General features: G+C 66.3%; 9 protein-coding genes. 2 read left to right on the top strand and 7 right to left on the bottom strand.

Annotated features, from left to right (window positions below):
• Positions 1–156: 156 nt before the first annotated feature.
• Together ACM9HJ_RS21690 and ACM9HJ_RS21695 are read right to left on the bottom strand one after the other, a co-directional pair.
• Positions 157–1,662, bottom strand: coding sequence for a tryptophan halogenase family protein (locus ACM9HJ_RS21690; RefSeq protein WP_416573850.1), 1,506 nt, complete (start codon positions 1,660–1,662; stop codon positions 157–159).
• Positions 1,663–1,981: 319 nt separating this feature from the next.
• Positions 1,982–4,822: a TonB-dependent receptor gene (locus tag ACM9HJ_RS21695; protein ID WP_416573851.1), complete on the bottom strand. Its 2,841-nt coding sequence runs from the start codon at positions 4,820–4,822 to the stop codon at positions 1,982–1,984.
• A gap of 614 nt (positions 4,823–5,436) precedes the next feature.
• On the opposite strand from ACM9HJ_RS21695, the gene ACM9HJ_RS21700 reads away from it, so the two are divergent.
• Positions 5,437–6,849 (top strand): META domain-containing protein, encoded by a 1,413-nt coding sequence (locus ACM9HJ_RS21700; RefSeq protein ID WP_416573852.1) that lies wholly within the window; start codon positions 5,437–5,439, stop codon positions 6,847–6,849.
• A gap of 31 nt (positions 6,850–6,880) precedes the next feature.
• Here the strand turns inward: ACM9HJ_RS21700 and ACM9HJ_RS21705 are convergent, their stop codons facing one another.
• Together ACM9HJ_RS21705 and ACM9HJ_RS21710 are read right to left on the bottom strand one after the other, a co-directional pair.
• Entirely contained in the window at positions 6,881–7,951 is a 1,071-nt protein-coding gene (locus ACM9HJ_RS21705) for a hypothetical protein (RefSeq protein ID WP_416573853.1), read from the bottom strand.
• The gene (locus ACM9HJ_RS21710; protein WP_416573854.1) at positions 7,948–9,711 is read right to left on the bottom strand and encodes a hypothetical protein; all 1,764 of its coding nucleotides are present in this window, start codon (positions 9,709–9,711) and stop codon (positions 7,948–7,950) included. The genes ACM9HJ_RS21705 and ACM9HJ_RS21710 overlap by 4 nt, the downstream gene beginning before the upstream one ends.
• A gap of 247 nt (positions 9,712–9,958) precedes the next feature.
• On the opposite strand from ACM9HJ_RS21710, the gene ACM9HJ_RS21715 reads away from it, so the two are divergent.
• A complete protein-coding gene (locus ACM9HJ_RS21715; protein WP_416573855.1) occupies positions 9,959–10,240 on the top strand; it encodes a hypothetical protein in 282 nt (93 codons plus the stop codon).
• Positions 10,241–10,301: 61 nt separating this feature from the next.
• Here the strand turns inward: ACM9HJ_RS21715 and ACM9HJ_RS21720 are convergent, their stop codons facing one another.
• From ACM9HJ_RS21720 to ACM9HJ_RS21730, 3 genes are all read right to left on the bottom strand, one after another.
• Positions 10,302–10,982 carry a TorF family putative porin gene (locus ACM9HJ_RS21720; RefSeq protein WP_416573856.1) on the bottom strand — a complete coding sequence of 227 codons (681 nt, stop codon included), beginning with the start codon at positions 10,980–10,982 and terminating at the stop codon, positions 10,302–10,304.
• Between the two features lie 165 nt (positions 10,983–11,147).
• Entirely contained in the window at positions 11,148–11,633 is a 486-nt protein-coding gene (locus ACM9HJ_RS21725; protein ID WP_416573857.1) for an Lrp/AsnC family transcriptional regulator, read from the bottom strand.
• Positions 11,634–11,728: 95 nt separating this feature from the next.
• On the bottom strand, positions 11,729–12,643 hold the full coding sequence (locus ACM9HJ_RS21730; RefSeq protein WP_416573858.1) for an arginase: 915 nt from the start codon (positions 12,641–12,643) through the stop codon (positions 11,729–11,731).
• Between the last annotated feature and the right edge of the window lie 35 nt (positions 12,644–12,678).

The raw sequence follows: 12,678 nt of genomic DNA on the forward strand, positions 1-12,678 counted from the left end.
CGTGACGGCTTCCCCCCACCCACCGTCACCCCGGCGAAGGCCGGGGCCCAGGTCGTAGAGCGATGCGCTTGTCACTTGGGCCCCGGCCTTCGCCGGGGTGACGGTGGAGGGGGGGGAAACGATGGTGCCCACAGGAAGCGTGGCAGGGGTTGCCCCTCACCCCGCCTTGGCCGCACAGCTCCGCTGGATGAACTCCGCATGGGTGGGCAGGACCTTCATCTCATGCGCGATCATGCCCTTCACCTCGGCCAGGAACTCCTTCAGTTCCGCCTCGCTCAGCTGATCGGCCAGCGGGTGCCAGGTACGGGGGATCACGCCCTGGCCCAGGAACACCTGTATCCAGTTCACCTCCATGAACAGCTCGTCATAGACGCGGGACACCCTTCCGTGGGAGGCGAAATAGCGCATGCGGCGGGCCAGTTCGTCGGGGATGTCCATGGCCCGGCAGTTGCGCCAGAATTGGCTGTCGTCGCGCTCCGTGGCCTTGTAATGCAGGATGATGAAGTCGCGGATACGCTCATACTCGGTGCGGGATTTCTCGTTGAAATCCTCCACCTCCACCGCATCGATGCCGTCATTGGGCAGGGCCATCAGCAGGCGGGACACCGCCGACTGCACCAGATGGATCGAGGTGCTTTCCAGGGGCTCCAGAAAACCGCTGGCCAGGCCGATGGCGATGACGTTGCGGTTCCACATCTTCTTCCGCCGCCCGGCGGTGAAGCGCAGCAGGCGGGGTTCCGCCTGGGCCTCGCCATCCAGGTTCGCCATCAGGATGTCGCGGGCCTGTTCCTCCCCCATATAGCGGCTGGAAAAGACATGGCCGTTGCCGATGCGGTGCTGCAAGGGGATGCGCCATTGCCAGCCGGCGGAATGGGCCGTGGCTCTTGTATAGGGGGTGAACTCCCCGCCATTGGCGCAGGGCACGGCCCAGGCCCGGTCACAGGGCAGCCAGTGCGACCAATCCTCGAACCCGGTGCCCAGCGCCCCCTCGATCAGCAGGCCGCGGAAGCCGGAGCAGTCGAGGAACAGGTCGCCCTCGATCTTCGTGCCATCCTCCAGCTCCACCGCCTCCACATGGCCGTTGAAGGCGTTCAGGATGGTGCGGCGGATCTTGCCTTCGGTGCGCACCACGCCACGGTCGGTGGAATAGCGGCGCAAATAGGCGGCATAGAGGGCGGCGTCGAAATGGAAGGCGTGGCCCAGCGGTTCCAGCGGCGTGCGCCGCTGCGGCCCCGGACGGGCGTAGCGCAGGTCGCGGGCGGCGACGGTGTTGAAGACATATTGCTCCCAGTCATGATCCAAGCCCAGCGCATTGGCGCGGCGCCAGACATGGTGGAACTGGGTCATGCCCAGGGGCCGGCCCAGCGCGCCGAAGGCATGCATGTAGCGGTGGCCCTGGCGGTACCAGTTCTTGAACTCGATCCCCAGCTTGATGGTGCCGTTGGTGGCGCGCAGGAAGTCATCCTCGTCGATGCCCAGCACGCGGTTGAAGGTGGCGATGGGCGGGATCGTCGCCTCGCCTACGCCCACCGTGCCGATCTCGTCCGATTCCACCAGATGGATCTTGTGGGTCTTGCCGGCCACGCGGGCCAGGGCCGCCGCCGACATCCAGCCGGCCGTGCCGCCGCCCACGATCACGATGGTACGGATGGGTTTATGCATGGACTGCCGCCTCGGTTCGGGGAGGGGTGGGGGAGATAGCGAAGCGCGATTGGGGGTGGGGCGTCAATGGCGCTGGTAGTGTGGTTTCTTCCAGCCGAGTAAGGCTGCCAGGCTTCCATCAATATCCACCGTCACCCCAGCGAAGGCCGGGGCCCAGTTCGTAGAACGAGGCGCTTGTCACTTGGGCCCCGGCCTTCGCCGGGGTAACGGTGGAAGAGGTTGGAGCCGTTACAGCCCAAACCCCACCGGGGAAGACCCTCCCATCCCCCAAAGAAAAACCCCCGCCGGATGGTGCCGGCGGGGGCGAGGGAGGATGGGGTCAGAACTTGTAGGAGGCACCCAGCAGGTAACGGCTGCCGAATTCCTCGTAACGCTCGATCAGGCGGGTGTCGCCATTGCCATAGGCCGCGAACGGCTCGTTGGTCAGGTTGTAGCCCTGGAGCATGATGGTCAGGCCCTGGAGCGAGGAGCCTTCCTGGAACTCGTAGGACACCTGGGCGTCCATCACCGTCTCGGCCTTGGCCATGCGCATGGCGCGACCCTGGCCGAAACCGGTGACCTCCGCCAGGAACTTGGAGCGGTGGTTGGCCGAGACGCGGGCCTGGAAACCGTCCTTGTCGTAATAGAAGGTGCCCTGGGCCGTGTACTTGGAATAGCCGGGGATCGGCTGCGACGGCTGGCCCGGATCGGGGGTGATGCTGGTCTTGGTGTAGCCGACATTGCCGGTGACGCCAAACCCATCCAGCCCCTCGCTGATCAGTTCGAACGGCAGCGACAGGGCCAGTTCGACACCGTAGATATCGCCGCCATTGCCGTTGACCGGACGCTTGGAATAGCCGGTGAACAGGCGCGGCGTGGTGCCGTTGGTGGGCAGGCCCGTGAAGTCGTACACGCTCTTTTCACGGTAGATGTAGGTCTTCAGCCACTTGTAATAGCCGTTCAGGGCCAGGTAACCGGCATCGGCGAAATAGAACTCGTAGGTGGCGTCGATGGCGTCGGCGATCCAGGGCTTCAGCTTGGGATTGCCGTTCTTCTCGTCATCGGCGGACCAGGGCGAGAACTCGATATCGGTGCTGGCCAGCTTGGTCGGCGTCGGGTCGAAGCCGTAGGTGAACAGGGCCGACAGCTGGTCCGGACGGGCGCGCGCCATCTGCCGGGCGGCGGCCAGGCGGATCTTGTGATCCTCGTTCGGCAGGGTGAAGATCAGGTTCATGTTCGGCAGGAAGTTGTTGTACTTGATGCCGTCGGTGACCGACTTGAAGCTCTTGTCCGGGTTGATGGCCGGGGCGGTGGAGCTCTGGTCGGTGCGGATATACTGGGCGCCGAAATTGCCGGTCAGGCGGGTATCACCCAGCTGCGCGTCGATATCGACCTGGGCATAGCCCGTCCACACCTTCTCATCGATGGAATAGGCCAGGTCATCGACGCAGTTCAGGCGCGGGCACTTGACCAGCGAATAGATGCCCTGGTCCAGCAGGTCGCGCGGATCGAAGGCCAGCGTATCACCCAGACCGACCCAGGACAGGTCCGTCGGCTTCAGCACGGAAGCCGCGGGTACGGCGATGGAACGCTGCGCCGTCGGGTTCTGCACATTGGCCGTGGTGACGATGTACCATTCCGGCTGCTCATAGCTCTTCGAGCGGTCGGTATAGTTCACGCCCAGGGTAACGGCGCGGAACGCCTCACTGTCGATCTCGCGCTTCACATCCAGGCGGGCCGTGTACAGCTCGTCCTTGATGGAGGGCTGGTTCAGGTAGCCGTTCTGGTCCAGCGAACCGATGGACCCACCCGACCAGCCACCCGGATCGGTCAGCAGCATCAGGTTGGGGTCGGCATAGTTCAGGTTATGCGTCAGCTGCCAGCCGAAATCGTTCGGCGTGGAGGTGAAGCCCACCGTGTCGGTGGCGCCGGTGCCGTTGCGGCCCGTGCCGTAATAGGCCTCGAAACGCGAGGACTGGCGGTCGGCCGAGCTGTAACCCAGGTCGGCGGTTACCGTCCAGGCGTCCTTGGTGTATTTGCCGTTCCAGCCCGCGGAATAGAGGTCGGCCTCGGTCTCGCGGATGTCGGAGCGGCCCACGCCCTTGACGCCGGAGAAGCTGCCGGCCGTGACCAGCCCGTTCTGCACCGTGCGGCCGGTGGGGGCCAGGACGGCGCCCGACCACCAGAGCGGCAGTTCCACGCCGCGCTGGTACTGCACATCGTCGAACTTCGAATAGAAGAAGTCGAGGCTGGTGGCGAAGCTGTCCGTCGGCTCGTACTGCACCGTCGCGACCACGCCGGTACGCTTCAGCGTCTGGGAATTGGCGCGGAATTCGCCGCCGCCGATGATGTAGGGGGCGGTGTCGCTCAGCGGCTGGCTGTCATTGATGCGCGGATAGTTGCCGTCGCCCCAGAAGCGGGCCGACTTGATCTGCGTCGGCTGGTTCAGGTGCGAGACGCCGATGGACAGGCCCAGCGTGTCGTTGGCGAAACGGTCGACATAGGTGCCGGAGAAGCGGTAGCCGATCTCCTTGCTGTCGCTGTTCAGCTTGCCGTTGGTGACATATTCGGACCGGGCCGACAGCGCGACGACACGGTCCTTGTAATCCAGCGGGCGGATGGTCTTCAGGTCCACCGTGCCGGCCAGGCCCTGGCCGATGACATTGGACTGCGAGGTCTTGTAGACGGCGACGCCCGAGGAGATTTCGGCCGGATACTGGTCGAACTCGACACCGCGATTGTTGCCGGTCGACACCTGCTCGCGCCCGTTCAGCAGCGTGGCGGTGAAGTCAGGCCCCAGGCCGCGCAGCGAGATCACCGAGGCGCGCCCATCGACGCGCTGGGCCGCCAGACCGGGCAGGCGGGCGATCGATTCCGCAATGGAATTGTCGGGCAGCTTGCCGATATCTTCCGCCGTGATCACTTCCACGATCTGCGTGGCGTTGCGCTTCTGCTCCAGCGAGGCCTGGATCGACTGGCGGAAGCCGGAGACGATGATCTCCTCCAGCACATCGCCGCCGGCACCAGCCGTGGCGGCGGGCGCGGCCTGGGCCACCTGGGTGGCGTCGGCACGCTGGGTGACGATGCTGTCGTCAGCGGCGATTGCAGCGCCCGCCTGCAGCATGGCGGCGCCGGCAACCGTCGCCAGCAACGCGAAACGCATTGGATGAACCTTGGACATTCCTCTCACTCCCCATCGACTTGAGCGTCATCGACGCCATTGTTCTTGTTGACCCCTTCACGGGGTGCAGTTTGCGACCGCAAGCGACCCTCGTCCGCGAACAGCCAAGCCACTCCCATTGCCCGCCGCCGTTACCGGCATCGGGCCTGCCTGGCGTTCCTTTCAGGACGCGCAACAACCATAACAAACGGACGCGACGACAAACCTTCACCCGCAACAGCCTTGGTATTATTGGCCGTCCGTGGCCGCCCCCTGATTACAAAGGCGGCAAGTAAAACGGGTGCATCATTCCTGTGCAGAACCCGACTACCCAACGGTGGCTTTGGCAATGGACCCGGTAAAGGGCCCAGTTGATCCGGCATGTTGCATCCCGAATTTAGTTACAAACCTTGAAAACGAAGAGCGCGAAAATACGTATGCAGATGATTGCTGCGTTGCGACGCATACGTATTCACCTGCGCAGGCGCCGTCGGCGGGTGACGGGGCGCACTGAACGGGCGGCGATCCGGCCAGCCGCGGGAGCGGAAAATGCAGGCGACCGCATTTCAAACTGGCACGGATGGCGATCCGGCGGCATCATCGGCGCCCGGATCGGGGCCAGGGAAAAGGGCGGCATGCGCAAGGCGGGCTGGGGTACGGCATCTCTGACGGCGGGACTGGTGCTGGCGCTGGCCGCCGGGCCCGTCCGGGCGCAGGTCAGCGGGTCGGCCGCTCCCGCCGGCAATGGCGTCCCCGCCGTAAATGGTTCCGCCGCCCGCGCCCTGGTCACCCTCATCGGCGAATTGAACTATCGCGAGCGCATGGCCCTGCCGCCGGGGGCGGTGCTGCTGGTGACGCTGGCCGAACAGGGCGGCGATCCGGCGGCCCCGGCCCTGGCACGGCAGGCCATCGACCTGGCGGGCCAGCAGGTGCCGCTGCGCTTCCGCCTGACGGCGGCGGCGGCCAAGCTGAAGGCCGGCGTGCGCTATGCCTTGCGTGCCATCATCCAGGACGCCCAGGGCCAGCCGCTCTGGTCGATCCAGAGCGCCCATGTCGTCGATCCCGGCCGCACCCTGCACAATCTGGGCATGCTGTGGCTGACCCGCGCGGCGGCACCCGAACCCGCCGCCACCGCCCCGTCCACCGGACCCGCCCTGCGTCCGCCCGGCACCGTATTCCAGTGCGGGGAGCGGCAGGTGGTGGCGCTGGCCGGCGAGGACGGGTTGGAACTGACCCTGGACGGGGCGACGCGCCGGCTGGAACGCGGCTTCTCCGCATCCGGTGCCCGCTATGACGGCACCCTGGCCGACGGGCGGACGGTGGAGTTCTGGAGCAAGGGGCGCAATGCCCGCCTGTCCCTGCAAGGCGAGGCGGAAACATCCTGCGCCCAGTCGGAATTCGCCGAGGACGTGCCCGCCAACATCTACGAGGCGCGCGGCCGCAGCCCGAACTGGAGCCTGCGCATCGGGCCGGAGCGCCTGGACCTCGTGAGATCCGGCACAGTAACGTCGCAGGTGGCGCAGATCGCCGTGCCCGAACGCCAGCTGCTGGCCGACGGCCACCGCTATGTGGCCCGCCTGGGCGAGGGGGAGTTGAGGGTGACCATCAACCCCGGCCTGTGCCTGGACGAACGCACCGGCGCGCCCTTTCCCGACAAGGTGGTGGTGGAGGCCGATGACGAGGTGCTGACCGGCTGTGGCGGGTCGGCGTCGGCGGTGCTGGCCCATGGCGGCGACTGGAAGGTCACGGCGCTGAACGGCCAGCCGGTGGCCGATGCCGGCCTGTCCATGCGCTTTTCCGGCCAGGGGGAGGTCAGCGGCCATGCCGGCTGCAACCGCTTCACCGCCCGCTACCGCGCCGACGCCAACGGCCTGACCATCGCCGGGCGCAGCGCAGCCAGCACCATGATGGCCTGCCCGCGCGAGGTGATGCTGCGCGAACAGGCCCTCATGTCGGCGCTGCGCAGCATCCAGCGCCATACGGTGGAAGAAGACGGGACGCTGGTCCTGTCGGGGCTGGACGATACGGAGATCAGGCTGCGGCGGTAGGGGCCATCACTCTGCCTTCTTCCCCGCGCACTCAAACGCCCAGCCCGACCCCTTGGCCCCGGCCGTCAGGTCGCTCGGAAAAGGGATAGGCGAACGCCGCGAAATCACGCAGCAGCAGGTCCAACGCCTCTCCCCGCCGCCCCTGTAGAGCCAGATAGCGGACGGCCCAGCCTGCATTGTCCATGCTGCGCTCCCGCGCCGCCCGTTCCAAGAAGAAGGGGGCGGCGGCGGGATGGTGCCCTGTGGTCAGGGCCAGCAGCGCCTGTTCACGCCGGCGCTCCGGTTCCGCCGCCCCCATTTCGATCCCGGTTCCGGCCAGCAGCGTCACCCAGGGCCGGTTGTCGAAATCGCTCCAGGCCAGCTCGGGCCAGTCGGAGGTGCGATCCGGGCGCCCGCCCCAGGGCGATGGCCGGCCCTGTTCCGCATCCGCCACCAGCCGCAAAAGATGCGCGGTGGGCATGGAGGAGAAGGCGCCCGTCAGATGGTCCAGGGCATGGCGTGCCCGCCATTGCCGGTCGGCATCGGCACCCGGTATGAGGTCGCGGCGCAACCCCGCCTCCAGCCCCTGCTGTGCCGCCTCCGGTGGGGCTTCCAGCAGGGTGACATAATCCTCGATCAGGCGTGTCCAGCGGCTCTCAGGGCCGCCATAGGGCGCGGCCACATCGGCGCCGGACGCCGGCAGGATGCGCCAGGTACCGTCGGCGGCGCGCGACAGGAACAGCACATAGCGGCCACCACGCACCGGCTGGAACGGCTGGCAGACATTCACCCGGTCGGCCCCGGCGGGCCCACCGGTGAAGAAACCCAGTTCCAGGTCGAACCGGTCCGGCCCTTCGCCCTTCAGCACCCGCAAGCGGCGCAAGGGGATACGCGGCGGATGGTAATCGGCCTCCTGGAATTCCGGGATCGGCGGAGCCGTCGCCCCCGCCTCCGCCACGATGATGGCGTCGGCCCTTGCCACCATGTCAAAGGCGGAACTGCGCGGCATATCGGTATAGCCATCGCAGCCGCCGGGACGTATGGCCATGCTCATGTAGGCCCCGGCCGGGCCCGACCAGGACAGCAGCACCAGCAACAACAGGGACAGCGCAAACCCCCTCATTTCCCACCCCCCGGTGCCGTCACCGGCATAGCCATGCGCGCGCTGCCCGCCGGGCAGGTAAACGGCCTGCCCGTCCCCCGTTCGCCGCGAAAGGCGGCCGCCAGCAGCGGCCTTGTGCTGCGCGGCGGCGGATCGTCATAGGGGGAGGCAACGGTTTGCGGCGTGGGCCTTGGGCCGCGACCATGGATACTCAGCATCGCCTCGATCAGGCGCAGCCTTTCACGGGCGTCCAGCCGATCCGAGGCCAGCAAGGATGCGGCGATGTCGAAATCCTGCGCATTCTCGACCAGCAGGTCCAGCATCCGGCCGAACTCGTAACCGCCGGCGCAGTAGAGATCGCTGGCCACGGCGCGCGTCACGGCAGCACGCCCCTCCTGATGCAGCAGCATGCCGAAGGCCAGCGCCCGATCTGGATCGGAAATGGGCGGTACCGGCTTGCGCTTGTCGCGCATCAACTGGAAGACCTGCAATTCCGCCATGGCCCAGTCCAGGGCCGGCTTGCCACCCGCCGCAGCCTGCATCTTGCGCATCTCGCGGAAATCGTTCTCTGAAGTCCGGGTCAGCGGGGCGGCGGCGATGGCGGTACCCAGGGCCGTGTCCGTCAGGTCCCATGGACGCAGGCGCGCCTGCAGGGCCAGCCGCGTGGCCATGGTCGGCCATTGCGCGACCAGGACGGGATCGGAGCGCCACAGGGCGGATGTCCGGTCCATTCCCGCCTGTCCCGTCATCACCTTGCCCAGGGTGAAGATTATCTGCGGGAAGTCCGACGCGGCATAGGCGGTCAGTTTCAGATAATGGGCCGCCACCAGGTCCATGGCGCGCTGGCCCTGCCCGGCATGCACGGCATTGCCGACGGCCTGCATCAGGATATCGTAGCTCCACCACTGCGCCTTCACCCCGGCATCGAACAGCGGAGCGGCAGCGGGATGACGGCCGGTGGACAAGGCCACCATCACCTGGTCCCGGCCATCCAGCGGCGTGAGCTGGGGCTTTTCCATCGCCTCTCTCCGGAACGCATCCCAGGGCTGGTCATCGAACCGGCTGGCATACCAACCCCGCCGCATCCCCCATTCCGGCATGCCGCCGGCGGAGAACAGCTTGTGCAACTCCAGCAGATGGCCGGTGGGCATCAGCGGCGAGATGGAGCGCAGATGGTCCATGATCTGCCGCGCCTGCCATTGTTCCTCCGGATCGGCATCGGGCCGCAGCCTGTCGCGCAGCATGGCATCCAGCCGCTGCAACTGTGCGTCCGGGGCCAGGTCGCGTTGCATGTCCAGATAGAGCCGCGCCAGCGTGGCCGCGAAATCCCCCGGTCCCTGATAGGGCGTGGCCGTGGCCGACCCCACCACGGGCAGGATGACCAGCCGGTCCCCCTCCTGCCGCAGATACAGCAGATAGGATTGGCCCTTGCGCGGGGAAAACGGGACGCAGCCATCCGGCATCTGGCCCATGCTCATGGTGTAGAAGCCCAGGGGCAGGTCGAATGCCGCAGGCGCCCAGCCCTTCAGCACCGTTCTGGTGCGCATCGCCACCGATGGCGGATGATAATCTTCCATGCGGTCATAGGGCACAGTGATGTCCGCCCCGGCTTCCGCCACCAGAATCACGTCGGCGCGGGCCGCCAGATCGAAGCTGGAAGGCCGCACCTGATCGCTTTCGCCGTCGCAGCCCCAGGGCTCCGGCGGCGGAATGGACAGGGCGCCGGCCGGCACGCAAAGGGACAACAATGACAGCAGGACAAGCAGCAGGCGGAACGCCATTCCCCCCTCCCCTTCGCTTCCTTCACCATCCTGCCAGAGCGAAGATGAAGAATGAATAAGCGAGGGATGATGGAGTTTCGCCACCATCACATCTATTTTATATCGTACACGATAAGATCGTCATCGCGAAAATTGCATGGCTGGGGCATCGGAATTTAGATCGTGCACGATCTGATATCGCGATATCTATCTCTCCAACGCGGCGCCACGGGGCGTCGCCCTTGAACCCCGAAGGATGGAGACGATCATGAACAAGTTCCTGTTTTCCCTGGCTTTGACCGCCAGCCTGCTGACCGCCACTGCCGCCCAGGCACGGAATTCCGAAGACCCGCTGTTCGCACCGGAAGTGGCCGAACCGACCGTCACCCCCGTCACCGCACCGGAAAGCCGCGCCGTGCAGTCGCTGCTGGACAATCTGGTCAGCGCCGAAGCCGCCGGCGATGCCGTCAATGCCAAGCGCTGGGCCGAACTGGTGGCCGCCGAACGCACCAACGAGGCGGTGGTGCAGGTGGCGGAGAAGGCGGAATAAGCTCCCCCCGCCCAGCAAACAGGGCCGGTCCCATCGTCGGGACCGGCCCTGTTTGCATCTGTCAGGGAAAAGCCACGGTGATGAAGGCCGCCAGACGCCCGCCACACAGGCATCCGGGTTCCCGGCCAAGGTCGGTGTCGGTATAGGCGATGCCGATGGTGGCGGGCGCCAGATCGTAGGACAGTTCCAGGCCCCAATCCCAATAGCCGGGGCCGGCCCGGTCATGATGGCGGTACCCCTGATGGCCCAGATGCGGCGACAGGGCGAAACGCCCGGCAAAGGGAATGGTGACGCCGATACGCTTGTACAGCGCCACCCCGGCCCCGCCATCATCGGGGCTGTAGATCAGTTCGGCTTCCCATTGATGGGTGTCCAAATCCAGGGCTCCCGCCAGGGCGAATTCCCACAGATCCAAACCGGCGCGCGCCGGGGCGCCGACATAATGGGTGTGACCGGCCGCGGCCACCAGGGCCCAGCCGTCGCCCGCCCATTCATAGCCGGCGATGGTATTCAGCTCCGCATCCGTGCCGTCGCCGAAATCGACCATGGAGCCATCCAGCGTGGCGAACAGGCCGCTTTCATGCGTCCAGGTCACGCCCCCCTGCAACGCGGCATGGCCATGGGAGTTGGAAAGGCCACGGTCGACATAATCGCTGGTGATGCCGACCGCGCCCTCGACATCCGCTAAGGCCGGTGCCGCCCACAGGACGAGCGCCAGCGACGCCATCAGAAACCGAACCATCCGCCTGCCCCTGCTCTTCTTGGCTTTGTTTGAACAAGCATAACCAAAGGGCAGGGTAATCGGCAGGTCCATATGGGTAGCGGATGGAATTTACTGCCGCATGTTGAGATTGATTAGCATAATATACTGGAAATGATTTCGAGTTTCAGTATCAGCGCTTGGTCTTTACTCTGGCTCCCGTCCGAACAGGGGTGGCGGGACCTGGTCGCGGGCGGGGCGCAGGACGATGTTGCTGGTCACGCGGCTGACGCCCAGTTCGGCATCGTCCATCCAGCTCTGGGTCAGTTCCTGATAGGCGTCGATATCGCGGCAGATCAGCTTGGCGATATAGTCGAACTCGCCGCTGACCTCGAAACATTCCACCACTTCCGGCGTGTTGGCCAGACGGCGTTCGAACAGCAGCCGTTCATTGCGGCCGTGATGTTCCATGGCGATCTGGGTCAGCACCGTGATGCAGCTTTGCAGCTTGCGGATATCCAGCACGGCCTGATAGCCGACGATCAGCCCCTCCCGCTCCAGCCGGCGCACCCGTTCCAGGCAGGGGCGCGCCGACAGGCCCACCCGTTCCGACAGGGCCTGGTTGGTGATGCGCCCGTCGGCCTGGAGTTCGGCCAGGATGCGCAGGTCGATCTGATCAAGGGTGCGACGCATGATGGGTCTGGACTGTCACAGTTGACCCCAGCCTAGCAGGGCGGACGGCCATTTCCAAATTCGGGGATGGGCGGTCGCGGGTGGAAGCCGGGTAATCAAGCCACCAGTGCCGCTTCCCCCTGCCGGCCCGCCATGAAGCCGGCCAGCAGCTTCTCCACCACCTGGGCGGTGCGGTTGCCCTGGTCGTGCGGGGCCGCGTATTCGACGATATCCAGGGACCGGACCAGGCCACTGCCACCCAGAAGATGAAGGGATTCAATGGCTTCGTCCAGCATCAGGCCGCCGGGGACAGGGGTGCCGACACCGGGTGCGACTGTCGGGTCCAACGCGTCGATATCGAAGCTGACATGGACATGGCCGCCGCCGGCGGCATGGATGCGCGAGATGGTGTGGGCGACCAGGGCGGCCAGGCCGCGTTCGCGCACATACTCCATCTCGTGGAATTCGATGCCGGTGCGGCGCAGATTGTCGCGCTCCCCGGCATCAATGTCGCGCACGCCGAACTGCACCAGACGGTCGGGCCGCAGCAGAGGGGTGAAGGCGCCGACGCGCAGCAGAGCGGGATGGCCGATGCCGCAGGCCAGGGCGGCCGGATAGCCATGGGTGTTGCCGGACGGCGAGGTTTCCGGCGTGTTGAAATCCGGATGGGCATCGAACCACAGCACGAAGAAATTCTTTCCCTCGCGACGGGCATGGTCGGCGGCGGCGGCGATGGAGCCCAGGGCCATGGCATGGTCACCCCCCACCATCACCGGCAGGCCGCCATCGTTCAGCATGCCGGTAACGGCATTGCGCACGCCGGTGCACCAGGCGGCGGTTTCGGCGACGGAGCGGCTGCCCGTGGCATCGCGGCCGCCATCATAGGCGGGGCCCCGCACGTCGCCGCGGTCGATAAGACCCAGGCGGGCGGGGATGCCGGCGGCGCGCAGGGCGGCCGGTCCTTCCGCCGCCCCGCACCCGACATTGCCGACATCGGTGGGTGCTCCGATGAAACCGTACCAAGCGCTCATATCCCCTCCCCTTTGTTTATTGTTATCGGGCGCTG

The sequence above is a fragment of the Niveispirillum sp. KHB5.9 genome, assembly GCF_048066115.1.
In the GTDB taxonomy this organism is placed as follows: domain Bacteria; phylum Pseudomonadota; class Alphaproteobacteria; order Azospirillales; family Azospirillaceae; genus Niveispirillum.

Coding starts and splice junctions, on each gene's coding strand:
- ACM9HJ_RS21690 (WP_416573850.1), bottom strand. CDS start 1,662: ATGCATAAACCCATCCGTACCATCGTGATCGTGGGCGGCGGCACGGCC.
- ACM9HJ_RS21695 (WP_416573851.1), bottom strand. CDS start 4,822: ATGTCCAAGGTTCATCCAATGCGTTTCGCGTTGCTGGCGACGGTTGCC.
- ACM9HJ_RS21700 (WP_416573852.1), top strand. CDS start 5,437: ATGCGCAAGGCGGGCTGGGGTACGGCATCTCTGACGGCGGGACTGGTG.
- ACM9HJ_RS21705 (WP_416573853.1), bottom strand. CDS start 7,951: ATGAGGGGGTTTGCGCTGTCCCTGTTGTTGCTGGTGCTGCTGTCCTGG.
- ACM9HJ_RS21710 (WP_416573854.1), bottom strand. CDS start 9,711: ATGGCGTTCCGCCTGCTGCTTGTCCTGCTGTCATTGTTGTCCCTTTGC.
- ACM9HJ_RS21715 (WP_416573855.1), top strand. CDS start 9,959: ATGAACAAGTTCCTGTTTTCCCTGGCTTTGACCGCCAGCCTGCTGACC.
- ACM9HJ_RS21720 (WP_416573856.1), bottom strand. CDS start 10,982: ATGGTTCGGTTTCTGATGGCGTCGCTGGCGCTCGTCCTGTGGGCGGCA.
- ACM9HJ_RS21725 (WP_416573857.1), bottom strand. CDS start 11,633: ATGCGTCGCACCCTTGATCAGATCGACCTGCGCATCCTGGCCGAACTC.
- ACM9HJ_RS21730 (WP_416573858.1), bottom strand. CDS start 12,643: ATGAGCGCTTGGTACGGTTTCATCGGAGCACCCACCGATGTCGGCAAT.